Genomic DNA, 23,223 nt, shown 5'->3' with positions numbered 1-23,223 from the left:
GTAGGCACCGGCGTATGACGGGCCCGCGGCTCAGTGCGAGCCCGCCCCCGCGCTCCGTACCGCTCCCACGCTCGCGATCACGACCAGCCCGATCGCCAGGATCTCCGCCCACCCCAGCGCCTGGTGCAGTACCAGGAATCCGGCGGTCGCCGCGGCGGCCGGCTCCAGGCTCATCATCACCGCGAAACCGGAGGCCGGGAGCTTGCGCAGGGCGAGCAGTTCCAGGGTGTAGGGCATGACGGACGACATCAGGGCGACCGCGGCGCCCAGCCCCAGCGTGACCGGGTTCAGCAGTGCGCTGCCCGCGCTGGCGATGCCGAGCGGCAGGCTGAGCACCGCGGCGACGGTCATCGCCAGCGCCAGCCCGTCCGCCTGCGGGAAGCGCTGTCCCGTACGGGCCGAGAGCAGGATGTACGCGGCCCACAGCCCGCCGGCCGCCAGCGCGAACCCGGCGCCGACGAGGTTGAGACCATCGAAGCCCTCCCGCCCCAGCAGCACCACGCCCCCCAGCGCCAGCCCCGCCCACACCAGGCTCATCAGCCGGCGCGAGGTGGCCACCGACAGGATCAGCGGTCCGAGGAACTCCAGCGTCACCGCGGCGCCCAGCGGAATGCGGTCGAGCGCCTGGTAGAAGAGCGAGTTCATACCGACCAGTGCGACGCCGAAGGTGAGCACCGTGGCCCAGTCGCCGCGCGAATGGCCACGCACTTTGGGACGGCAGAAGATCAGCAGGACCAGCGCGGCGGCGACCAGCCGCAGGGTGACGACGCCCAGCGCACCGGCCCGCGGGAAGAGCAGCACCGCCACCGAGGCGCCGAACTGCAGCGAAACGATCCCGCCGATCACCAGCGCCACCGACCCGATCCGCCCGCGCGCCCCCGCGGCTCCGGCGGTCCCGGCCTCGGCCTCCGCCGTCATCACCTCGGGCGAGGTCGGCACGGGTTGCGGAATCCCCCCGTTACCGGGGGGCATCATAGAGACGGAAGTGGCGGGTTCCGGTCCCTCGGGACCGGCGGGCGAAGCGTTCACACCCCCACGCTAAGGCCCGCACTTCCGGTCTGTGAAATGCCTTTTCCCCTGTTGTTATGCTCCGCACGCATGACCATCGAGCTGCGTCATTTCCGCTGCTTTCTCGCCATCGCCGACACCCTCAGCGTGACCCGCGCCGCCGAGCGTCTCCATCTGACCCAGCCCGCCGTCTCCCGCACCCTGCGCCAGCTGGAGGACGAACTGGGCGTCCGCCTGGTCGACCGCTCCACCCACCACCTCGCCCTCACCCCTGACGGCCTCGCCTTCCGCGACCGGGCCGCCATCGCGGTGAACGCCTTCGACGGGGCGCTCGGCCACGGGCACGGCACCTCCTGGCCCCTGCGCCTGGGCCACGCCTGGTCTGCCGCCGGTACGGACACCACCACGCTGCTGCGCCGCTGGCGTGAGGAGCACCCGGAAACCCCGCTCGAACTCCTCCGTATCGACGACCGCACGGCCGGTCTCGCCCGCGGTGACGTGGACGCCGCCCTGCTGCGCGGCGAGGTCCGTGCCCCGGGCCTGGTCACCGAGCAGCTCACCACCGAGCCCCGGGTGGCGGGCCTGCCCGCCGACGATCCGCTCGCCCATCGCGCCGCCCTCTCCCTCACGGAACTGGCCGACCGCACCATCGCCCTCAACACCGTCTCGGGCGTCACCACTCTCGACCTGTGGCCCGCCTCGGCCCGCCCCGCCTCGACCATCACCATCGGCAACACGGACGACTGGCTGGCCGCCGTCACCGGCGGCCGGGCCGTGGGCGTCACCACCTCCGCCACCGCCGAGATGCATCCGCACCCCGCGATGGCCTATGTCCCGCTGACCGACGCCCCGCCGGTCCCCGTGGTCATCGCCTGGCGCGACGGCCCGGCCCACCCCCGTATCCCCGACCTGATCACCCTGGCCCACGAGGTCATGGGCCACGGCCATGCGGGGGCATAACCGGACCGGCTCCGACACGTGCCTGACGGGCCACCGCAGCCGATCAGATTCACCAGGTCTGCGCGTTGAGGGCGGTCATGGGCAGGCCGTCAGAACCGGGAGAAGGCTCAACCACGCGATGTTCTCCCATGTTCTCGGAGAATGCCCGAATGTTCTTGTCTGTTCTCACGCGAGGGGGCAGCAACACGAGTGGGCTCCGTCCATGCGCCCGCCGTGGCCTACCACTTCCCCAGCGACAGCCGCAGCTCCAGGCGGGCACGCAAGGCACTCTGCCGCCACCTCCAGATCTGGTGCATCGGCGGCGAACTGGCGGATTTCGCAGAGCTGTTGCTGTCCGAGCTGGTCACCAACGCCGTGCAGGCACAACCGCCGGCTGCCCCGGCGATCGGCGTGCGGTTCGCCTTGTCGGCCAGCCGACTGCGGCTGGAGGTGCGGGACGCAAGCGGCGGACTACCCGTAACGAATCAGTCCGAGGAGGACCAAGAATGTGGGCGTGGTTTGGTGCCGGTAGATGCCTTAGCAAGTGGCTGGGGCGTCCACCGGGACGACACCGGAAAAACCGTGTGGGCCGAACTGGCCTTCTCCGACGCCTCGGCACCGTGTGGGCCACCGGCATGACGCAGGCCGCGACGGCCCCCAGACGCGTGGCTTACCGGGCGGAGGCCGAAGTCCGGCGCCCGGACGGGGCTCCGGTCGACCTCGGCGGGTGGGTGTCCAACTCGCCGGGCTGGGCCCTGGGCTGGGTCCGCGAGCGGGCGGAGCACGTGGCACAGCAGTTAGGCACCCCGTACGACGGGACAATGCGTGCCTGGCTGAACGATGTGGTCCGATACCGATCGGGGGAGCCAGCATGGCGCGTGAGGTAACACCGGCCCTCACCTTGACCACGCCCGGCTTCTGGTGCGAGCGGTTTGTCCATCGCTCCGCGCACGCGGATGACCTGGCTTCCTGGACGGCTGTCGCCACACAGAGCCCCGTACGCGCGGTCCGGATCATGAGCGCGGATGCACGGAAGACGGCCTCCGGTCTGTCCGGGCGCGAGCGACAGCGCGTGCTGGGACGGGTCAGCTCCCAGGGGCAGGTGGGCGCCATGGCCGCACTCGACCGGCACGAGCCCTGCGGCCTTGCCCTCACTCGTCAGCCGCACGGGACCACGTTGTCCGCGCCGAGCCGATCAGGCGGAAGGCTTTGGCTCACCCGTGTGGCCGGAGGACGGTTCCCCGTAAGCAAAGCAGGACCGCTCACCCATCAGTGGGGCCCGGGGCACGCCGGCGGTCCCGCTCCGCACCTCGGCGCAGTACGCGACCCTCCCGGCGAGCGGTGCCCGGACGCCCGAGCGCGGTGCCCAGGAAGGCCCGCGCTCGGTGTGTTTCGGTCTGTCAGAGGTAGGTGAATTGCACGGGGTTGCTGGTGCCGGTTGGGGTGGTGACGGTGAGGGGTACGGTGCCGGTGCCCGGCGGGACGACGGCGAGGATGACGTTGTCGGAGAGCACCGTGAAGCTCTCCGCCGGGGTAGCGCCGAAGGAGACGGCCGTGGCCCGGTTGACCTTGCAGCCGAAGATCACGATGGTGTCGCCGGTGCGGGCGCTGCTCGGCGTCGCCGCGAGGAGCCGGGGCGGCAGGGACGCGCTGTAGGTGAAGGGCACCCCATTGCTGGTACCACCGGGCGTAGTGACCGTCACCAGCACCGTTCCGCTTCCCGGCGGAGTGGCGATCCCCATGATCGTGTCCGAGGCGACCGTGAAGCCGGCCGCCGGGGTACCACCGAAGTCGACCGCCGTCGCGCCGGTGAAACCGGAGCCCACGGCGATGATGTCGCTGCCACCGGCCGGATCACCGGCCTGCGGGGCGAGCGCCTCGATGACCGGTGGTGAGAGGAAGGTGAACTGCACCGGGTTGCTGGTGCCCGCGGGGGTGGTGACGGTGAGGGGTACGGTGCCGGTGCCCGGCGGGACGACGGCCAGGATGACGTTGTCGGAGAGCACCGTGAAGCTCTCCGCCGGGGTAGCGCCGAAGGAGACGGCCGTGGCCCGGTTGACCTTGCAGCCGAAGATCACGATGGTGCGGCCGGGGCGGGCGCTGCTCGGCGTCGCCGCGAGGAGCCGGGGCGGCAGGGACGCGCTGTAGGTGAAGGGCACCCCATTGCTGGTACCACCGGGCGTAGTGACCGTCACCAGCACCGTTCCGCTTCCCGGCGGAGTGGCGATCCCCATGATCGTGTCCGAGGCGACCGTGAAGCCGGCCGCCGGGGTACCACCGAAGTCGACCGCCGTCGCGCCGGTGAAACCGGAGCCCACGGCAATGATGTCGCTGCCACCGGCCGGATCACCGGCCTGCGGGGCAATGGCCTGGATGACGGGTGAACCCGCCGAACCGACGTAGTTGTAGCTGAGGCTGTTGCTGGCTCCGTCGGCGGCGACGACGGTCACCGGAACGCTGCCGGTTCCGGGCGGCACCACGGCCGTGAGGGTGGTGTCGGAGACTACGGTGAAGCTCGGGACCGAGACGGGGCCGAAGGTGACATCGATGGCAGCGGTGAGCCCACAGCCGCTGATGGAGACGGTATTGCCCCCGGATTCTGGTCCCGAGCTCGGGACGAGTGAGGTGATGAAGACAGGCATGCCACGGCCTTCTTTCCTTCGTGGTCGAAGAGTTCGCGCACAGGTCAGCCGTCCTGCGCGAAGTGGCCGGCCGCCTCGGTAGCGCAAGGCGGCGGGCGGTCGGACGGAGGCGGCTTGCGGTCAACTGCCGAAGCGCATCGGGCCTCAGTCGATTGAACTGAATCCGTACAGACGAAGGGAAGGAGTGAAATTCCGCTCACTAAAGCATAAGTAGTGAATATTATTGTCTTACGAAGAGCCGGGAGAGGGTGTCGGCCAGCTTGAGGATTTGTGACGGCCCGCCAGTTTGACTGGCGAGCCGTTGGGAGCGTCTGGGGCTGAGTGCGGGCCGGGCGGTCGCCGAGCTGGCCGAGCCAGAACTGAGGCGATGCGTCCGGGCGCCCGTGATCCCGGTGCCGGCCCTCGGCGCCGCGCGTGCAGTCGTCACGGGCCGTCGCCTCGCCAAACATTGTCGAAGGCCGCCTGCTCGATGCCGCGCCGCTGCCGTTCGAACTGCAGGTGCCGCACCGCGTCATCGACGGCGGCGAGCACCGTCGCCACCGTGTCGTCGGCCGCGTCCGGGGAGTCCTCGGTCCGCTCGTCGCCGATCCCGACGGTCGCCGCGAGGGCGGCGAGGACGGGCTCCTTCGATGTCCAGCGGTCCGCCGCCTGGCGGCGCGCGGGCGAATCGACCAGCGTCGTCTCACCGGCCCCGAAGGGCATCCAGCGGCGGCGGCGCTGCCGGGTGAGCTGCCCTTCCGCCTCAAGTGCGGCCAGATACGACGCGGACAGGCCGCGGCCTCTCCGCCACAGCCAGTCGCCGACCGACTCGTACGGCGCTTCCCGGGCAAGCGCCGACGCGGCCTCGTCCAAGAGGCGATCCGCCAGTGCCGGCCGGTAGCCCGGCACCATGTGATCGCCGTCGAGTGTGAGCGCCCGGGCCTCCAGGAGGTCGATCACCTCGGCCCCCGCGAGCGCGAGCGACAGATCGCCGGGCTCCACGGAGCGACCGGACTCCAGGTCCATGGTGACGATCAACAGGTCCCGCGGTGTGGTCATGAGCGGCTCCCTGTCAGAGCCGGCGCCTCCATGGAGCCGGCGGCGCGCGGCGTCGTGTGCCGGGTGGACCTCGGCCCGCCGGTGAGCACTCCCACCTACGAGCTTACGGAGTGCGGACGACGGCTGCATCCGCGCCGCCACAGGCCCGCCGGGGCGCACCCCCCGGCGGGCCGGCGCCGGGATCAGCCGCCCTCCTCCCCCAACGCCTCCGCCAACACCTCGGCCAGATGGCGGCCTGGGCGGTTGCCCAGCTGGTCCAGCTGGGTGCGGCAGGAGAACCCGTCCGCGAGGATCTCCGCCTCCTCGGCGGATTCCCTCACCGCGGGCAGGAGTTGGTCCTCGGCACAGGCCACCGAGACGCCGTAGTGACCGCGCTCGAAGCCGAAGTTGCCGGCCAGACCGCAGCAGCCGCCGCTCAACTGCCCGCTGAGACCGGCGCGTTCGCGCAGCCGGCGGTCGGCCGCGTCGCCGAGGACCGCGTGCTGGTGGCAGTGGGTCTGGCCGGCGACGGGGCGGTCGATGCGGGGCGGCTGCCAGTCGGGGGCCAGCTCCTCCAGTACCTGCGCGAAGGTGCGTACGGAGGAGGCGAGTCGGGCGGCCCGGGGGTCGTCGGAGAGCAGTTCGGGCAGGTCGGTGCGCAGGGCGGCGGCGCAGCTCGGTTCGAGGACGACCAGGGGGCGGCCGTCGCGGAGCAGGGGGCTCAGCGCGTCGACCGTGCGGCGCATGACCGTACGCGCCCGGTCGAGCTGGCCGGTGGAGACATAGGTCAGGCCGCAGCACAGGGGCGGGCGGTGCAGACGGGGCAGGTTGGGCTGGGGTACGGCGCCGCCGGGCTGGCGCAGGGGGGCGGTCGGCGGGAGGAGGGGGCGCAGGCCGGCGGCCTCCAGGACGTGTACGGCGGCGCGGCCCACCTCCGGGGAGAGGAAGTTGGTGAAGGTGTCGGGCCAGAGGATCACGGTGCGGCCGGACGGGGCCTTGGGGGAAGGCACCGACTTCCGCCTCCGCCACCACCACCGCGTGAACGGATCGGTGGCCAGGCGGGGGATCGGCCGCTCGGCCGCGATCCCCGCGAGCCGTTTGCCAAGGGCGGCCAGCGGCGTACGGGCGAGGGCGTTGAGGGCGGGGGCTGCCGGGGCGGCGGCGTACAGCCACAGGGGGAGGCGGCCCATGGAGTAGTGCGCGGCGGGCCGCAGCCGGCCCTTGTAGTGGTGGTGCAGGAATTCCGCCTTGTAGGTGGCCATGTCGACGCCCACGGGGCAGTCGCTGCGGCAGCCCTTGCAGGACAGGCACAGATCGAGGGCCTCATGCACCTCCGGCGACCGCCAGCCGTCGGTGATCACCTCACCGGCGAGCATCTCGTGCAGCAGCCGGGCCCGGCCCCGGGTGGAGTGCTGCTCCTCTCCGGTGGCGCGGAAGGAGGGGCACATGACGTCCGCCGACCCCGGGCCGGTCGTGGCATTGCGGCACTTGGCGACGCCCACGCAGCGGCGTACTGCCGCGGAGAAGTCGCCTTTGTCGTGCGGATAGCCGAATTCGACCGGGACCGGGCGCTTCGGCAGCAGCTCGAAGCGGAGGTTCTCGTCGAGCCGGGCCGGCCGTACCAGCATGCCGGGGTTGAGGCCGGCGGCCGGATCCCACAGGTCCTTGAAGCGGCCGAAGAGGGCGACGAGTTCCGGGCCGTACATCTTCGGCAGCAGCTCGGCGCGGGCCTGCCCGTCGCCGTGCTCGCCGGACAGCGAGCCGCCGTGCGAGACGACCAACTCGCCCAGGTCGTAGGAGAAGGCGCGGAAGCGGCGGATGCCGGGGGCGGTCAGCAGATCGAAGTCGATACGGATGTGGATACAGCCGTCGCCGAAGTGGCCGTAGGGCGTGCCGCGCAGACCGTGCTGGTTCAGCAGGGCGCGGAAGTCCCGCAGATACGGGCCGAGTCGGGCGGGCGGCACGGCGCAGTCCTCCCAGCCCGGCCAGGCCTCGCTGCCGTCGGGCATCCGGGTGGCGGTGCCGGAGGCGTCCTCGCGGACCCGCCACAGCGCCCGCTGGCCGGCCGGGTCGGTGACCACCGTGTGGTCGGTGGTGCCGTCCGCGGCGGCCGCCCGGCACAGCGCCTCGGCCCGGGCCGCCGCCTCACCGGGGCTCGCACCGCCCATCTCCACGAACAGCCAGGCGCCGCCCTTGGGCAGCCCGGCCGCGCTGCCCACCAGGTCGGCGGCCATCCCCTCCACGGTCAGCGGACCGTGCGGAAGGAGGGTGTGTGCGGCCTCGGCGGCCGCGCTCTCGTCCGGATAGCCGAGGACGGCGAGCACCCGCGCGGCCGGCGTCTCCACCAGCCGTACGGTCGCCTCGGTCAGCACCCCCAGGGTGCCCTCGCTGCCGGTGAGGGCCCGCGCCACGTCGGTGCCGGCCTCCGGCAGCAGCGCGTCCAGGGCATAGCCGGAGATACGGCGGGGGAGGTCGGGGTAGCCGGTGCGCAGAAGCGCCAACTCGCCGTCCACCAGCGCCTTTACGCCGTCCCGCAGACGCGGCGGCAGTCCGGTGGGGCCGCCGGTGGGGTCGGTGCCGCGGCCGGCCCGTACCGGCTCGCCGCCGTACGTCAGCAGCTCCAGCTCGCGGACGCTGTCGGCGGTGGTGCCCCAGGCCACCGAGTGCGAGCCGCAGGAGTTGTTGCCGATCATGCCGCCGAGGGTGCAGCGGCTGTGGGTGGAGGGGTCGGGCCCGAAGGTCAGGCCGTGCGGGGCGGCCGCCGCCCGCAGGTCGTCCAGGACGACGCCCGGCTGGACGACGGCGGTGCGGGCCGCCGCGTCCAGCGACACGATCCGCCGCATGTGCCGGGTGAAGTCCAGCACCACACCGACGCCGGTCGCCTGCCCCGCGATGCTGGTCCCGCCGCCCCGCGGCACCACCGGTACGCCGTGCTCCCGGCACACCCGCAGCGCCGCCGCGACATCCTCGGCGTCCCGTGGCGCGACCACCGCCCTGGGCACCCGCCGGTAATTGGACGCGTCCATCGTCATCAGCGCCCGGTCGGCCGCGGTGAACGAGACCTCCCCCCGCACCGCGGCCGCCAACTCCTTCGCCAGGTCCCGCTTCTCCGACTCCGTGCGATCAGCCATGTCCCCAGCCTGCCCACTGAAGCGGGTTCATGGGCCCGCGGCAGGCCATGAACCGGGGACGGATTGCCCGCACGGGCCGGACTACCGGGGGACGGATGCCGCGACGGCCGGTTCGCGGTGTGCCGCCCCGCTCGCGGCATGGTGGAAGCGGAAGACGTTCTCCGGGTCGTGCAGGGCCCGCAGCCCGGCCAGCCGCCGGTGCTCCTCGGCACCGTGCACACTGCGTGCCACCTGTGCCGCGTCCGGCCGCTCCCCGTGCCGGCCCAACAGGAAGTTCACGTTACGGCCGAGCCACCACGGCGCGACCACCGCGAGCGCCTCGGCATGCAGCGCCCGTACGGTCGCGAGATCGCTGCCGTCCAGCGGTGACAGCACCCGCAGCGCGAACCGGGCCTCGCGGTGGCCGACCGCGCCGGCCTGCCCCGGCCCGGCCAACGCGCCCCCGAGATGGTTGAACTGCACCACGCACATCACCGGCGCGGCCGGCCCCGTCAGCGCGGCCACCCGCCGCAGCGCCTCCGCGTCCACCCCGCTGAGCAGCGCATTGTCCCCGTCGTAGGTGTGCGGGTCGCTGGGGTCCCGGTGGATGGTGTCCGAGTCCGCGTACGGCATCTCGCGCAGATCGTCGCTCACCCGCGGCCCCACCGCGCGCAGCGGCGCGACCAGCTTCTCGCCGTCCGCGGCGCTGCCCGTGTACGCGATCCGGATCTGCGCGAGATGGCGGCCGCGCAGTGACTCGGGCAGCTGCGGGATGTCGGGGTAGGCGATCAGCGCGAGCGAGGACGTCAGCTCGTCCGGGACGGTCTCGGTCCAGCGCAGATACGCCGCCAGCGCCTCGTCGATCTGCTCACCGCCGAAGACCAGTTGCCCGCCGTAGAGCCGGGCCACCGGCAGCAGCGCGAACTCCATCGCGGTCACCACCCCGAAGCCGTGGCCGCCGCCGAGCAGCGCCCGGAACAGCTCGGGGTCGCTGTCCATGGTGATGTGCAGCTGCCGGGCATCGGCGGTGACGAGATCGATGGACCGCACATGGTCGGCGGCGAATCCATAGGTACGGGCCAGCAGGCCCACACCGCCCCCGAGGGTGTACGAGATGACGCCGACGCCCGGGGAGGAGCCGTTGAGCGGCGCGAGCCCGTGCGGCGCCGCCGCCTCGATGACCTGCCCCCAGACCACGCCCGCCGCGACCCGCGCGGTGCGGGCGGCGGCGTCCACCCGTACCTCGTTCATCCGCCGGGTGCTGATCAGCAGCCCGCCGTCGGTGGCCACGGACAGCCCGTGCCCGGTGGCCTGGACGGCGACCGGCAGCTCCTGGTCGCGGGCGAAGCGCACGGCGGCGACCACATCGTCGGCGCACTCGGCCCCGACGATGACGACCGGCCGGTGCCGGTACGCCAGCTGGAATCCGGTGCGCTCGGCGTCGTACCCCTCGTCGCCGGGGACGAGGACCGGGCCTTGTACCTGCCGTACGAGGGGGGCGAGGGCTGTCGGGTCGAGGGCGGGGGCGGGCGTCGGCGCAAGGTCGTTGATCTCCATGCCCCGCACTCTGGCGCGATAACTTGACACCGGCCGTCATATATAAATTCGGCTGTGAAGTCGGACCGTCTGCTCTCGATCCTCCTGATCCTCCAGACCCGCGGCCGGGTGCCGGCCGGCGAGCTGGCCGAGCGGCTGGAGGTCTCCACCCGGACCGTCTACCGCGATATCGACTCGCTGTCGGCGGCCGGTGTGCCGGTCTACGCGGAGCGCGGCCGGCACGGCGGGATCGCCCTGCTGCCCGGCTTCCGTACCGATGTCACGGGGATGACCACCGACGAGGCCCGTGCGCTGTTCATCCTGGCCGCGCAGGGCGCGCACACCGCGCTCGGTCTGGACGACGCGCTCGGCTCGGCGCTGCGCAAGGTGATGGCGGCGCTCCCCGCACCACACCGTCCGGCCGCGGAACTCGCCGGCCGCCGCATCCTGGTCGACCCCGACCGCTGGCTGAGCGGCCCCCGTCCCGCGGTCGACCTGGACGCCCTGAACACCGCCGTCTTCACCGACCTACGACTGCGCATCCGCTACCGCCACAGCGGCGAGACCCGGCTGCGGACCTACACCGTCGATCCGTACGGACTGGTGGCCAAGGCGGGCACCTGGTACCTCGTCGCGGACCGGCGCGGCAAGCCACAGCTCTTCCGGGCCGACCGGGTGGCGTCCGCCGCCCTCACCGACGTCCCGGTGCGGCGCCGCGCGGGCGTGGAGCTCGCCGAGGTCTGGCAGCAGTTGCGGCAACAGGTGGAGGACCGGCCCGCCGATGTACGGGTGACCGCCCGGATCCGCCGGGACCGGCTGGATATGGCGGTACGGATCCTCGGCAGTGCGCTGGCCGGACCACCACGTACGGGTGACATCGGGGACGGCGAGAAGACGGCGGAGCGCGGCGACGACGGCTGGGCCGTCATCGAGCTGGCCTACCCGGTCCTCGGCGCGGTCCACCAGCTGCTCCAGTTCGGCGCTTCCCTGGAAGTGCTCGACCCGCCCGAGGCCCGCCGGATGCTGGCCCGCTCGGCGGCCGCCGTCGCCGAGGTGTACGCGCAGGACGCCCCGCCCCCATAGGCCCCCTCCGGCCCCGTCCACCGTACGAACTACTTTCATCTCACCCGCTGGACGCGCCGCCGGACCCCGCAGCACGACGGATTAGGCTTCCTCCGTGGCTGATATCCAGATTCCCGCTGACATCAAGCCCGCCGACGGACGCTTCGGCGCGGGCCCCTCCAAGGTGCGTACGGAGGCGCTCGGCGCCCTCGCCGCCACCGGTAGCTCCCTTCTCGGCACGTCCCACCGCCAGGCCCCGGTCAAGAACCTGGTCGGCAAGGTGCGCGACGGCGTACGCGACCTCTTCCAGCTCCCCGAGGGCTACGAGGTCGTCCTGGGCAACGGCGGCTCCACCGCGTTCTGGGACATCGCGACGCACGGTCTGATCGAGCGCAAGTCCCAGCACCTCAGCTTCGGTGAGTTCTCCTCGAAGTTCGCCAAGGCCGCCAAGCTGGCGCCGTGGCTGGAGGAGCCCACCGTCATCTCCGCCGACCCGGGCAGCCACCCGGACCCCGAGGCGGAGCAGGGCGTGGACGTCTACGCCTTCACCCACAACGAGACCTCGACCGGTGTCGCCGCGCCCATCAAGCGCGTTGCGGGCGCGGACGAGGGCGCGCTGGTCCTGGTCGACGCCACCTCCGGCGCCGGCGGCCTGCCCGTGGACATCACCGAGACCGATGTCTACTACTTCGCCCCGCAGAAGTCCTTCGCCGCCGACGGCGGTCTGTGGCTGGCGGCCTTCTCCCCCGCCGCCCTGGAGCGCGCCCGCGCCATCCACGCGTCCGGCCGCCACATCCCGGAGTTCTTCTCGCTGCCCACGGCGATCGACAACTCCCTGAAGAACCAGACGTACAACACCCCGGCGCTGTCCACCCTCTTCCTGCTCAACGAGCAGCTGGAGTGGATGAACGGCCAGGGCGGCCTGGACTGGGCGGTGCGCCGTACCGCCACCTCCTCGCGCACCCTCTACGGCTGGGCCGAGGACTCCAAGTACGCCACCCCGTTCGTCGTCGACCCGGCCAAGCGCTCGCAGGTCATCGGCACGATCGACTTCAACGAGGACATCGACGCGGCCGCCGTCGCCAAGGCCCTGCGCGCCAACGGCATCGTCGACACCGAGCCCTACCGCAAGCTCGGCCGCAACCAGCTGCGGATCGCGATGTTCCCGGCGATCGACCCGTCGGACGTCGAGGCCCTGACGGCCTGCATCGACTACGTGATCGGCCAGCTGTGAGCGTGACGCGGTAACGCGTCCGAACAGGCCCCGGCGGGCAATCGCCGGGGCCTGTTCGTCGCTCCGGGCCGGACGACGGCGCGTCAAGCCACGTAGCCGTATAGCCGTATTGAGTGAGCGCGGGCCCCTGGAGCCGCCCGAACGGACGCATCGCGGCATGACGAAACGGGTCGGATGTGCCTGTATGGGAGGCATGACGACTGCCCCGAGCCCCGGCCTGGCCCCCTTCGAGCGGCAGGGGGCGATTCTGCTCACCACGTACAAGCGCGACGGCGCCGGTGTCGGCACACCGGTCAATATCGCCGTCGACGGCGATCACGCCTACATCCGTACGTACGGCAGCGCCTGGAAGGCCAAGCGGATGCGGAACTTCCCGGAGGTGGAGATCTGTGCCGCCACCTGGCGCGGCCGGTCCACCGGGACACCCGTCAAGGCGCGGGTGCGGCTACTGGATCCGCGGACCCGGGAGTACCGGCGGGCCGAGCGCTCGCTGACCCGCAAGTATCCGCTGATCCACGGGCTGCTGGTGCCGTTGCTGCACCGGCTGAAGAAGGAAGAGACGCTCCATTACGAACTGCGGCTGGTCGAGGGGGAAGGGGAGGCGGCGGGAGAGCGGCCGACGGAGGGCGAGGGGCTCGGCCTGTAGCGGCCCCGTCGCCGCTATCGCCGCCGCAGCAGCCTCCGCAGGGCCACGACCAGCGCCGTCCCCACCGCCAGGACCATCGCGCCCTTGATGAAGCCGGGCTCCAGCTCCTTCCCCGAACTTCCCTTCTCACCAGGGCTGTTGGGGTCATCGCCATTCCCCGGATCATCCTTGACCGAGTCCGGCAGCTGGTCGTCGGCCAGGCCGACCGGCTTGACGTCGCTGTCGTGGCCCTCGGAGCCGTACATCAGGGTGCGCCCGTCGGGGGTGAAGGTGACCGACTCGCCCTGCTGCTGGACGGGTACGCCCACGCTGCCGAGGTCCTTCGGGCGGCCTTCCTGCCAGCGGTAGATCCGGGCGCCGAAGTAACTGCGCATCACCAGCCGGGTGCCGTCGGGCGAGAACGCGCCGTCGGTCACCCACAGGTCGATCGGCGCGACCTTGCGGAAGGTGTTGGTACCGGAGGTGGTGAGCTGCCGCGGGCCCTCGTAGAGCGCACCGCCGCCGCCCTGCTTCTTGCTGGCGATATAGACCCGGCCGGTCTTGGGGTGCACCATCAGCGCTTCGGCGTCCCGCGGGCCGTCCGCGTACTTCACATCGAACTGGGTGGCCGTGACGGTGGCATCGCGCAGCCGCTTCGGTTCGGGGAGGCGGTAGATCCAGACGTGGCTCCATGAGCCGCCGAGGTTGTCGCCGATGTCGCCGACGTAGAGATTGCCGTCCGGGCCGATCGAGATCGCCTCGACATCGCGCGGCGAGCCGATGCCGCGCAGTGTGATCCTGGCGACCGTACGGCCGGACCTGCCGTCGACGGCGTAGAGGTAGGGGCCGTCGTTGCTGTCGTTGTGGGTCCAGTAGATCCCGGGGTGCACACGGCTGGCGGCCAGGCCGCTGGACTCGGTGATCCGGGGATCGCTGAGGGTGAAGCCGTCGGGCTCGTCGGCGGCGGCGGGTACGGCGGCCGCCGCCCACAGGATCCCCGCGGCACCGGCCGCGCACAGAAGCGAACGCATGGGCACAGACTGCCATCCCGGGGTGCGGCGCGTGGGCCCGGCGGCGGTCGTGCCGGTCCGCCGCGGCGGCGCGTGGCCAGCGTCACGTACCAGGCGGTAGGGGTTCTCGGCCATCATGGCCGGATGAGGATCATGTTCGTCGGCGACTCGATGACGATTGGGAGCACCGGCGATTTCACCTGGCGTTACCGGATGTGGCAGCACCTGAACGCCACCTTCGGCGGCCCGTACCGCATCGTCGGACCACGCCATACGCTCCATGACCCCGTCGAGGGCGCCCCCACCTCGTACGACTACGGCGACCCCGGCTTTCCCGACGAGGCCCGGCGCCATCTCGCCGGCTGGGGCGAGGGCTGGCTGCACATGGCGCCGCTGATCGGCGACGCGGTGCGCCGGTACGACGCCGACACGCTGCTGGTCTCGCTCGGCCTGATCGACCTCGGTTTCTATACGAACGCCGAGCAGACCGCGGAGAATGTGCGGGAGTTCATGGCACAGGCCCGGGCGGCGGCGCCGCACATACGGGCCGTGCTGATGCCGGTAATACCCAATGTGCGGGCCGCGACGGACACCGCCTTCGGCGCACAGTGCGAGCGTTTCAACGAGCTGCTGGCCAAGGCGGTCGCCGATCTCTCCACCCCCGGCTCGCCGTTGCTGCTGGCCTCCGTGCCGGGCGGGTGGGAGATGGATCGCGCCACGTACGACGGGACGCATCCGTCGGAGTGCGGGGAGCGGCTGCTGGCAGGGGCGTTCGCCGATGCGATGCATCAGGCCTGGGGGGTCGGGGCGCCCTACGGGTCCGCCGACGAAGCCTTGGGCGGAACCGTGGGCGGTCCCGTTCCGTCGCCCTGAGACCGCCCTACGGGCGCGTCCATGAGTCGGCCAGCGCACACAGCTCCGCCAGCGCCGCCTCCGTACGCTCGCGGTCGCCGGTGACCAGGAAGTCGGTCTGCAGGCCCGCGTAGGCGCTGTTCAGGAACGTGGCGTGGACCCGGGCCAGGTCGGGGGCGAGGCCGCGGGCCTGCAGGGCGCCCGCGACGAAGTCGGCGCGGTCGGCGAGGAACTTCGGGACCCGGCCGCCGAGCCGGCCGGCCGCCGCCAGGCCCTCGATCTCGTGGATGAGTTTGGTCGCCCCGATGTTCTCCGGCTCCAGATGGCGGCGCCACGAGTCCCGCACGATCGCGCCGATGCCGCGCGTGGTGTCGTCCCAGCCCTCGGTGGCCCGCAGCTGCCCGTGCTGGATCTCGTCCAGCCGCTCCAGTACGGCCGTGAGCAGATCGTCCTTGTCCGCGAAGTGGTGGGTCAGCACCCGGGTGCTGTGGCCGAGCGCCTGGGCCAGCGGGCGCAGCGAGAGGGTGGCGATCCCGGTCGCGGCGAGGTGGTCGATGGCCGCGTCGAGGATCTCGGTACGGCGGTGCGGGTCACGGGGTCTGGCCATCGGTCGGACTCCTTGCGGTGCGGCTGGACTTCGCGTGCCTCCTACCCTAATTAAGGAAACAGACGTTACGTTAATGGCATGTCCACCACCTCTGACACGACCGCCGTGTTCCGCCGGCACCTCCCCGCCGCCTGGCTCTGCACCCTCACCCTCTGCGCCTTCGCCCTGCAGACCGACGACTTCGTGATCACCGGCGTACTGCCCGCCCTCGCCCGCGGTCTGACGGTCAGTGAGGCCGCGGCCGGACAGCTCGTCACCGTTTTCTCCGTCGTGTGCGCGGCGGCCGCCCCGATCGCCGCCGTCGGCACCGCCGAACTCCCCCGCCGCCGGCTCCTCATCAGCGCCCTGACGCTCTTCTGCATCGCCAACTTCGCGGTACCTCTGGCGAGTTCGTACGCCGCACTGATGGCACTGCGGATGTCGGCGGCACTCGCCGCCGCGGTCGCGCTGCCCACCGTCCTCGCCATGACCGCCCAGCTCACCCCGCCGGAACGCCGGGGCCGCAGCCTCGCCACCGTCATGGCCGGGCTGACCGGCGCCGTGGTCCTCGGCGTGCCGGTCGGCACCTGGGTCGGGGCGGCGCTGGGCTGGCAGGCCACCTTTGTGCTGGGCGGCGCGCTCGGACTGGCCGGACTGGTCTGCGTACGCGCCACCCTCCCCGAGGTGCCGCCCGCCCCCGCCGCCTCGCTCGCCGAGCGCCTGCGCCCGCTGACCCGGCCCGCCGTGCTGTGCACCCTGCTCGCCGCGACCGTCGCCGTACTGGGCAATCTGCTGCTGCAGACCTATCTCGCGCCCTTCCTGTCCGCCCTCGCGGGTGTCACCCCCGGCACGCTCGGGCTGCTGCTGGCGCTCATCGGCGTCGCGGGCATCGCGGGCGCACGGGCGGGCGGCACGCTGGTGGACCGCCGGGGTGCCGGGGCCGCCTTCGCGACGGCGTCCCTGGTGTTCGCGGCGGCGACGGCCGGGCTGGCTCTGTGCGGGGCGCTGCGGCCCGCCCCGCTCGCACTCGTCGTCCCGCTGCTGGTCGTCCGGGCGGCCGCGGCGTGGGCGGTGCCGCCGGCGGTCCAGACCCGGGTGCTCGCCCTGGCCGGCCCCGAACGCGGGCCGCAGGCGCTCGCGCTCACCAGCAGTGCGGTGTACGTCGGCGCCTCGCTGGGCGGCGCGCTCGGCGGCCGGCTGCTCGCCTGGTACGGGCCCGGCACGCTGCCCGTCGCGGCGGCCTGCTGCGCACCGGCCGCGCTGCTGCTCTTCGCCGCGGCGGCCGGGCGGAGCCGGGCGTCCGAGGCCGCCGAGGTACCCGCATCGGCCAGGTGACGGCCGCCGCGGTGGGCGGGCCCGCCCGAGAGCCCGTACCGCCCGTACGGCCCTTGCCTCGAGCGCGCTCGAACGAGTTGGCTGAGCAACCATGAAGTACACGCAGCTCGGACGCACCGGACTCAAGGTCAGCCGACTCGTCCTCGGGACGATGAACTTCGGGCCTCAGACGAACGAGGCCGACAGCCACACCATCATGGACGCGGCGCTCGGCGCGGGCGTCAACTTCTTCGACACCGCCAATGTCTACGGCTGGGGCGCCAACAAGGGCCGTACCGAAGAGATCGTCGGCTCGTGGTTCGCCAAGGGCGGCGGCCGGCGCGACAAGACCGTGCTGGCCACCAAGGTCTACGCGAACATGGCGCCGGACGGTGACAAGGTCTGGCCCAACCACGACAAGCTCTCCGCGCTCAACATCCGGCGCGCGGTGGAGGCCAGCCTCAAGCGGCTGGGCACCGACTACATCGATCTCTACCAGTTCCACCACGTCGACCGGGACACGCCCTGGGACGAGATCTGGCAGGCCATCGACGTCCTCATCCAGCAGGGCAAGATCCTCTACGCCGGTTCGTCCAACCACGCCGGCTGGCACATCGCCCGCGCCAACGAGACGGCCGCCCGCCGCGGTTCGTACGGTCTGGTCAGTGAGCAGTGCCTCTACAACCTCGCCGAGCGGCGCGCCGAGATGGAGGTCATCCCGGCCGCCGTGGGCTACGGCCTGGGCGTGATCCCCTGGTCCCCGCTGCACGGCGGGCTGCTGGGCGGCGCCCTCCGCAAGGAGCGCGAGGGCGGCGCGGCCCGCTCGGTCTCCGGCCGCTCCGCCGACTCCCTCGCCAACCCCACGGTCCGCGCCCAGATCCAGGCCTACGAGGACCTGCTCGCCAAGCACGGCCTGGAACCCGGCGAGGTCGCCCTGGCCTGGCTCCTCACCCGCCCCGGCGTCACCGGCCCGATCGTCGGCCCGCGCACCCCCGACCAGCTCTCCTCCGCGCTGCGCGCCGTCGAGCTGACCCTCCCGGACGATCTTCTCGCCTCGCTCGACGAGATCTTCCCCGGCCCCGGGCCGAGCCCGGAGGCGTTCGCCTGGTGAACACAGTGACCGCCCGGCCGCCGGTTTCCGCCGGCCGCCGGGCGGTCCCCGGCGCGCTCGGCGGGGCCGCGGCAGGTCTCAGCGCACCGCGGCCGCCACGATCACGACGATGAGCAGCACGGCGAACAGTCCGGACATGATCCGGTTACGGGTTTTGGGATCCACCCTCTGAGCGTAACCGGGGTGGACCCGAACAACCTCAACGCCCCGGTCGCGAGGGCGGGAGGCCGGTGCCTCAGTGGCCCAGCGGCCAGGAGGCGATCTCCTCGTACCGGGGCTGCGTGCCCGCCACGCCGGGCACGGGCGGATGGCTGCACATCAGGGAAAGCGCCTCGACCGTCCAGGACGCGCCGGCGAAGTCCTTGAGGGCGATCGCGTACGGGGCGAGGTCCAGGTTGGCGACGCGGTTCCTGGCGAGCGTCAGGTGAGGGGTGTACGGGCGGTGCTCCTCCTCCATGGACACACCCGCCCGGCGGGCCGCCGCCGCTGCCGAGTCGGCGAGCTTGCGCATGGCGGGCCGGTCGCCGTCGGCCCCCGCCCACACCACCCGGTCCGAGAAGCGCCCGCCACGGGCGATCCGCAGCTCGTAGGGGGCACTGCGGTGGGCGGCGCGCCCCAGGCGCTCATGCAGTTCGGGGAGGATGTCCTCGTGCACCTCGCCGTAGAACGCCAGCGTGAAGTGCCAGCCGCCCCGCCCGGTCCAGCGCAGCCGGTCGGCCGCCGGGAGCTTCTTCAACTGCGCTACCTCGGCGGCCAGTTCTTCGAGCACGGGGGCGGGGGGAAGGACGGCGGCGAAGAGTCTCATGCGGCCAGTGTGCCCACATCGGCCCACGTCGCGCTGGCTGCCGTCGTCCATCCCTCCCCCAGCTACCGCTGGGGGGACCCCCAGACCCTCACCGCTGCGGCTGATCGCCGTCGCGGCGGGAAAGGAGTGCGGCTCACGCCACCGCCGCCAGCTCCTTCTCCGTCGAGGGTGTGCCGTCCGCGACCCGTGGCACGAACGCGACATGCTGATGGCCGCGGCGTAGGTCGATCTTGAGGCGTAGGCCGCCCACGCGGGCGAGGATCAGGCCGATGAGGGCCGCGGCCGCCATCGAGATCGCGCCGCCGACGAGGAAGCCGACGCGGGCGCCGAAGGTGTCGGTGACCCAGCCGACCACGGGTGCGCCGAGCGGGGTGCCGCCCATGAAGACCATCATGAACAGGCTCATCACCCGGCCGCGCATCAGCGGGTCGGTGGCCATCTGGACGCTTGAGTTGGCGGTGACGTTGATGGTCAGGCCGACCATGCCGATGGGCGCGAGGAGCGCCGCGAAGATCCAGAAGGACGGGGCGGCCGCGGCGGTGATCTCCAGGGCGCCGAAGAGCATGGCCGCGCCGACCAGCAGCCGTAGCCGGGAGCTGCCGCGGCGGGCCGCGAGCAGCGCGCCGATCAGGGAGCCGGCCGCCATCAGGCCGTTGAACAGGGCGTACGTGCCGGCGCCGGCGTGGAAGACGTGGTAGACGAACGCGGTCAGCCAGATCGGGAAGTTGAAGCCGAAGGTGCCGATGAAGCCAACCAGGACGATCGGCCAGATCAGGTCGGGGCGCCCGGAAACGTACCGCAGGCCCTCCCGCAACTGGCCCTTGCTGCGCGGGACCCGGGCGACCTTGTGGAGTTCGGCGGTGCGCATCATCAGCAGGCCGGCGACCGGCGCGATGAACGACAGGCCGTTGAACAGGAAGGCCCAGCCGCTGCCGAAGGCGGTGATCAGGACACCGGCGACGGCGGGCCCGATCAGCCGCGCGGACTGGAAGTTGGCGGAGTTGAGGCTGACGGCGTTGCGCAGTTCGTCCTGGCCGACCATCTCGGAGACAAAGGCCTGCCGGGCGGGGTTGTCGACGACGGTGACCAGGCCGAGGGCGAAGGCGACCAGGTAGACGTGCCAGACCTGCACCTGGCCGCTGAGCGTGAGCACGGCGAGGGCGAGGCCGGTCAGGCCCATGGCGGACTGGGTGAGCAGCAGCAGCCTGCGCTTGGCGAAGCGGTCGGCGATGACGCCGCCGTAGAGGCCGAAGAGCAGCATCGGCAGGAACTGCAGCGCGGTGGTGATGCCGACCGCGGCGGACGAGCCGGTGAGGCTGAGCACCAGCCAGTCCTGGGCGATGCGCTGCATCCAGGTGCCGGTGTTGGACACCATCTGGCCGGTGGCGAAGAGTCGGTAGTTACGTATGCGTAGCGAGCTGAACGTGCCCTTGCGCGGTGTGGCGGCGGGGCCTGCGGCGATACCCGGGGCGGTGCCCGGTGTGGTCGCGGTCGCGTCGGAAACCGTGTCTTCTTGGGAGTTCGGTGCGGGGGCGGAGTGTGCTCCGGATCCCGTACTCAAAGTGGGTTCGCCTCCTCGGCCTCAGGTTCTACAACTGTGCGAGCTTCTCCAGCACGGGCGCGGCGGCCCGCACCTTCGCCCACTCGTCCTCGTCCAGCCCGGAGGCCAGCTCGGCGAGCCAGGCGTTGCGCTTGCGGCGGCTCTCTTCGAGCATCGCCTCGGCCTGCTCGGTCTGGGTGACGACCTTCTGTCGGCGGTCGTCGGGGTGCGGTTCGAGCCGGACCAGCCCCTTGGCCTCCAGCATGGCCACGATGCGGGTCATCGACGGCGGCTGCACATGCTCTTTACGGGCCAGCTCGCCGGGGGTGGCATGGCCGCAGCGGGCGAGGGTGCCGAGCACCGACATCTCGGTGGGGCTCAGCGATTCGTCGACCCGCTGGTGCTTGAGTCGGCGGGACAGGCGCATCACGGCGGACCGCAGAGCGTTCACCGCGGCCGCGTCGTCTGGGGGCACCTCCCGGCCGTCAGGCTGGGGGCGGGACAGTTCCGGCATGGTCTTTAGCATAACTCATTACCCTCTCTAAGGAAAGCCGAAGGGGAGTTCCCCTCCGGAGATCACCCGTATGAGTGAGGACGCGGTCGAAAGTGACACACCTGACCGCTTGAGGAGAGGACCGTTGTCCATATGGGATCGCGAGTGCTCAGCCTGCGCGTGGACGGGGAGCTGCTGGAGCGCCTTCAGCAGCACGCCGCAAAACGCGGAATGAGCGTCCAGGACTATGTGGTCCGGACGCTCATCCGCGAGGACTTCGACGAGCGGTTCAAATCGTCCGTCGACGAGACGGAGAAGCTGGGGGTCTGGTGGTCGGCTACTTGACTCCGAGCGCCTGCTCGATCGGGTTGAGCAGGAAGTAGACGAGGAAGCAGAGACCGACGACGTTCAGCAGCCAGGGAATCCCCTTGAAGCGGCCGGTGGCCGCGCGCAGGAGGATGAAGGCCAGCACGCCGATGCCGATGCCGTTGGTGATGCTGTAGGTGAACGGCATCGAGATGATCGTCAGGAATGCCGGGATGCCGACGGTGAAGTCGTCCCAGTCGATGCTCTTGACGTTCGAGGCCATGATCAGGAAGCCGACGACGACCAGCGCGGGCGTCGCGGCCTGCGCCGGGACGACGGTCGCCAGCGGCGTGAAGACCAGCGCGAGGAGGAAGAGGCCACCGGTCATCAGGTTCGCGAGGCCGGTACGGGCACCCTCGCCGACGCCGGCCGTGGACTCCACGAAGCAGGTGTTGGCGGAGGCGGAGCCGAAGCCGCCGCCCGCGACCGCGAGGCCGTCGACCATGAGGATCCGGCCCATGTTCGGCAGCTGGCCGGTCTCGTTGTTCAGCAGACCGGCCTCCTCGCCGACGCCGATGATGGTGCCCATCGCGTCGAAGAAGCCGGACAGCAGCACGGTGAAGACGAAGAGGCAGCCGGTCAGCACGCCGACTTCCTTGAAGCCGCCGAAGAGGCTGATGTGGCCGATCAGACCGAAGTCCGGCGCCCCGATGATCTTGTCCGGGACGTTGGGGACCGCCAGGCCCCAGGCCGCGTCCGGGATGTCGGCGACGGCGTTGATGATGATCGCGACAACGGCCATGGTGACCATGCCGATCAGGATCGCGCCCTTGGTCTTGCGCACGATCAGCGTGAACATCAGCACCAGGCCGATCACGAAGACCAGCACCGGCCAGCCCGTGAGCTGACCGCCCTGGCCCAGCCCCATCGGGACGGTGGTGTGCGCGGCGTCCGGGTTACGGGTCACGAACCCGGCGTCGACCAGGCCGATCAGCGAGATGAACATGCCGATGCCGATGGCGATGGCCCGCCGTAGACCGTTGGGGATCGCGTCCATCACCCGCTGCCGCAGACCCGAGGCGACCAGGATCATCAGCACCAGACCGGCGAGCACGACCATGCCCATCGCGTCGGGCCAGCTCATCTTGGGTGCGAGCTGCAGCGAGACAACGGCGTTGATGCCGAGGCCGGCGGCGATGGCGATCGGGACATTGCCGATGAGGCCCATCAGGACCGTGCTCAGTCCGGCCATCAGCGCGGTGGCGGTGACCAGTTGCCCGTTGTCGAGGTGGTGGCCGAATTTATCGACACCGGAGCCGAGAATGATCGGGTTCAGCACGATGATGTAGGCCATCGCGAAAAACGTCGCCAGGCCGCCGCGCAGTTCACGGCTGACCGTCGAGCCCCGCTCGGAGATCTTGAAGAAGCGGTCGAAGCCGTTCTTGGGGGGCTTCGGCGCTGGGTTCTTGAGGGTGTCGACCGGCGTGGTGGCCGAGGGGGACATACGGGGACCTCAGTCGGACGGGCCTGGAGCAGGCGCGGGGGCCCGAGGGCCCGGAGCACGTACAGAACATGAATATCCGGATCAGATTGGATGAATCGACGATCCAATCCGGTCAGATCCAGAAAGGTTCAGTATGAATAAACAATGCGTTGATCGCTATCTCCGCGCGTAGACCCTTGCGGCGCACGGTCCCGAGCACCCGCCCCGCTTCCCCGCGCACCCCTGCCGACGGCGACCGGCCGGGCCCGTAAGCTGAGCACCATGTGGAAGAAGTCCGAACTGCGCGAGGCCCCGGCGCCCCTCGAAGGCCCGGTCGTCGGCACGATCACCGGCGGCACGATCATCTGGTTCGTCCTCTTCCTCGGCCAGCTCCCGTTCTACGGCTGGTACGCCGACAACGGCCACGCCTGGTGGGTATGGACCTGCCTGGCCGGCGCCGGCCTGGGACTGCTGGGCATCTGGTACGTCCGCAAGCGCGATGCCGCGATCAAGCGCGCCGCGGCGGCCGACGCCTCCTGAGCGCACCGAC

The 23,223-nt window shown here is 71.6% G+C and carries 21 protein-coding genes; 10 read left to right on the top strand and 11 right to left on the bottom strand.

The features are described from left to right. Positions 1-30: 30 nt before the first annotated feature. Positions 31-918: an EamA family transporter gene (locus KI385_RS27330; RefSeq protein WP_238577855.1), complete on the bottom strand. Its 888-nt coding sequence runs from the start codon at positions 916-918 to the stop codon at positions 31-33. Positions 919-1,098: 180 nt separating this feature from the next. Here KI385_RS27330 and KI385_RS27325 point away from each other — a divergent pair, with 180 nt between their 5' ends. Both KI385_RS27325 and KI385_RS27320 read left to right on the top strand, forming a co-directional pair. Then, positions 1,099-1,968: a LysR family transcriptional regulator gene (locus KI385_RS27325; protein WP_238574827.1), complete on the top strand. Its 870-nt coding sequence runs from the start codon at positions 1,099-1,101 to the stop codon at positions 1,966-1,968. Positions 1,969-2,181: 213 nt separating this feature from the next. Further along, the gene (locus tag KI385_RS27320; RefSeq protein ID WP_238574826.1) at positions 2,182-2,586 is read left to right on the top strand and encodes an ATP-binding protein; all 405 of its coding nucleotides are present in this window, start codon (positions 2,182-2,184) and stop codon (positions 2,584-2,586) included. Positions 2,587-3,347: 761 nt separating this feature from the next. On the opposite strand, the gene KI385_RS27315 is transcribed toward KI385_RS27320, so the two are convergent. The 4 genes from KI385_RS27315 to KI385_RS27300 form a co-directional block, all read right to left on the bottom strand. Next, positions 3,348-4,589, bottom strand: a complete 1,242-nt coding sequence (locus KI385_RS27315) for an IPT/TIG domain-containing protein (protein WP_238574825.1) — start codon at positions 4,587-4,589, stop codon at positions 3,348-3,350. Positions 4,590-5,012: 423 nt separating this feature from the next. Beyond that, positions 5,013-5,627, bottom strand: coding sequence for a GOLPH3/VPS74 family protein (locus KI385_RS27310; protein ID WP_238574824.1), 615 nt, complete (start codon positions 5,625-5,627; stop codon positions 5,013-5,015). A 182-nt stretch (positions 5,628-5,809) separates the two neighbouring features. Then, on the bottom strand, positions 5,810-8,737 hold the full coding sequence (locus KI385_RS27305) for an FAD-binding and (Fe-S)-binding domain-containing protein (protein WP_238574823.1): 2,928 nt from the start codon (positions 8,735-8,737) through the stop codon (positions 5,810-5,812). 81 nt (positions 8,738-8,818) lie between these two features. Beyond that, positions 8,819-10,273, bottom strand: coding sequence for an FAD-binding oxidoreductase (locus KI385_RS27300; RefSeq protein ID WP_238574822.1), 1,455 nt, complete (start codon positions 10,271-10,273; stop codon positions 8,819-8,821). A 54-nt stretch (positions 10,274-10,327) separates the two neighbouring features. Between KI385_RS27300 and KI385_RS27295 the strand changes: the two genes are divergently transcribed. From KI385_RS27295 to KI385_RS27285, 3 genes are all read left to right on the top strand, one after another. Next, positions 10,328-11,335, top strand: coding sequence for a helix-turn-helix transcriptional regulator (locus KI385_RS27295; RefSeq protein ID WP_238574821.1), 1,008 nt, complete (start codon positions 10,328-10,330; stop codon positions 11,333-11,335). Positions 11,336-11,429: 94 nt separating this feature from the next. Beyond that, positions 11,430-12,548, top strand: coding sequence for a phosphoserine transaminase (gene serC / locus KI385_RS27290; protein ID WP_238574820.1), 1,119 nt, complete (start codon positions 11,430-11,432; stop codon positions 12,546-12,548). A gap of 193 nt (positions 12,549-12,741) precedes the next feature. Then, positions 12,742-13,194: a PPOX class F420-dependent oxidoreductase gene (locus KI385_RS27285; protein ID WP_238574819.1), complete on the top strand. Its 453-nt coding sequence runs from the start codon at positions 12,742-12,744 to the stop codon at positions 13,192-13,194. Between the two features lie 14 nt (positions 13,195-13,208). Here the strand turns inward: KI385_RS27285 and KI385_RS27280 are convergent, their stop codons facing one another. Further along, positions 13,209-14,204 carry a hypothetical protein gene (locus tag KI385_RS27280; RefSeq protein ID WP_238574818.1) on the bottom strand — a complete coding sequence of 332 codons (996 nt, stop codon included), beginning with the start codon at positions 14,202-14,204 and terminating at the stop codon, positions 13,209-13,211. A 132-nt stretch (positions 14,205-14,336) separates the two neighbouring features. Here KI385_RS27280 and KI385_RS27275 point away from each other — a divergent pair, with 132 nt between their 5' ends. Beyond that, the gene (locus KI385_RS27275) at positions 14,337-15,056 is read left to right on the top strand and encodes a GDSL-type esterase/lipase family protein (protein WP_425357098.1); all 720 of its coding nucleotides are present in this window, start codon (positions 14,337-14,339) and stop codon (positions 15,054-15,056) included. A 7-nt stretch (positions 15,057-15,063) separates the two neighbouring features. Here KI385_RS27275 and KI385_RS27270 read toward each other — a convergent pair whose 3' ends face one another. Continuing rightward, positions 15,064-15,642: a TetR/AcrR family transcriptional regulator gene (locus KI385_RS27270; RefSeq protein WP_238574816.1), complete on the bottom strand. Its 579-nt coding sequence runs from the start codon at positions 15,640-15,642 to the stop codon at positions 15,064-15,066. A gap of 78 nt (positions 15,643-15,720) precedes the next feature. On the opposite strand from KI385_RS27270, the gene KI385_RS27265 reads away from it, so the two are divergent. Both KI385_RS27265 and KI385_RS27260 read left to right on the top strand, forming a co-directional pair. Next, entirely contained in the window at positions 15,721-16,956 is a 1,236-nt protein-coding gene (locus KI385_RS27265; protein ID WP_238574815.1) for an MFS transporter, read from the top strand. A gap of 91 nt (positions 16,957-17,047) precedes the next feature. Further along, complete coding sequence (locus tag KI385_RS27260) at positions 17,048-18,046, top strand: aldo/keto reductase (protein WP_238574814.1); 999 nt, start codon at positions 17,048-17,050, stop codon at positions 18,044-18,046. A 235-nt stretch (positions 18,047-18,281) separates the two neighbouring features. Here KI385_RS27260 and thpR read toward each other — a convergent pair whose 3' ends face one another. From thpR to KI385_RS27245, 3 genes are all read right to left on the bottom strand, one after another. Then, positions 18,282-18,851: an RNA 2',3'-cyclic phosphodiesterase gene (thpR, locus tag KI385_RS27255; protein ID WP_238574813.1), complete on the bottom strand. Its 570-nt coding sequence runs from the start codon at positions 18,849-18,851 to the stop codon at positions 18,282-18,284. A 133-nt stretch (positions 18,852-18,984) separates the two neighbouring features. After that, entirely contained in the window at positions 18,985-20,412 is a 1,428-nt protein-coding gene (locus KI385_RS27250) for an MFS transporter (RefSeq protein WP_238574812.1), read from the bottom strand. Positions 20,413-20,440: 28 nt separating this feature from the next. Beyond that, positions 20,441-20,905, bottom strand: a complete 465-nt coding sequence (locus KI385_RS27245; protein WP_128505212.1) for a MarR family winged helix-turn-helix transcriptional regulator — start codon at positions 20,903-20,905, stop codon at positions 20,441-20,443. Positions 20,906-21,037: 132 nt separating this feature from the next. Here KI385_RS27245 and KI385_RS27240 point away from each other — a divergent pair, with 132 nt between their 5' ends. Further along, positions 21,038-21,229: a ribbon-helix-helix protein, CopG family gene (locus KI385_RS27240; RefSeq protein ID WP_238574811.1), complete on the top strand. Its 192-nt coding sequence runs from the start codon at positions 21,038-21,040 to the stop codon at positions 21,227-21,229. On the opposite strand, the gene KI385_RS27235 is transcribed toward KI385_RS27240, so the two are convergent. Continuing rightward, positions 21,222-22,694 (bottom strand): NCS2 family permease, encoded by a 1,473-nt coding sequence (locus tag KI385_RS27235; RefSeq protein ID WP_238574810.1) that lies wholly within the window; start codon positions 22,692-22,694, stop codon positions 21,222-21,224. The two genes, KI385_RS27240 and KI385_RS27235, sit on opposite strands and share 8 nt — an antisense overlap. Before the next feature lie 261 nt (positions 22,695-22,955). Here KI385_RS27235 and KI385_RS27230 point away from each other — a divergent pair, with 261 nt between their 5' ends. Beyond that, positions 22,956-23,213, top strand: a complete 258-nt coding sequence (locus tag KI385_RS27230; RefSeq protein ID WP_128505221.1) for a DUF2530 domain-containing protein — start codon at positions 22,956-22,958, stop codon at positions 23,211-23,213. Positions 23,214-23,223: the final 10 nt, after the last annotated feature.

It is taken from the genome of Streptomyces inhibens (assembly GCF_022221585.1).
Taxonomy (GTDB): domain Bacteria; phylum Actinomycetota; class Actinomycetes; order Streptomycetales; family Streptomycetaceae; genus Streptomyces; species Streptomyces inhibens.
Note: the sequence above shows the minus strand (reverse complement) of the source record. Positions and strands in the feature narration are given on the sequence as shown.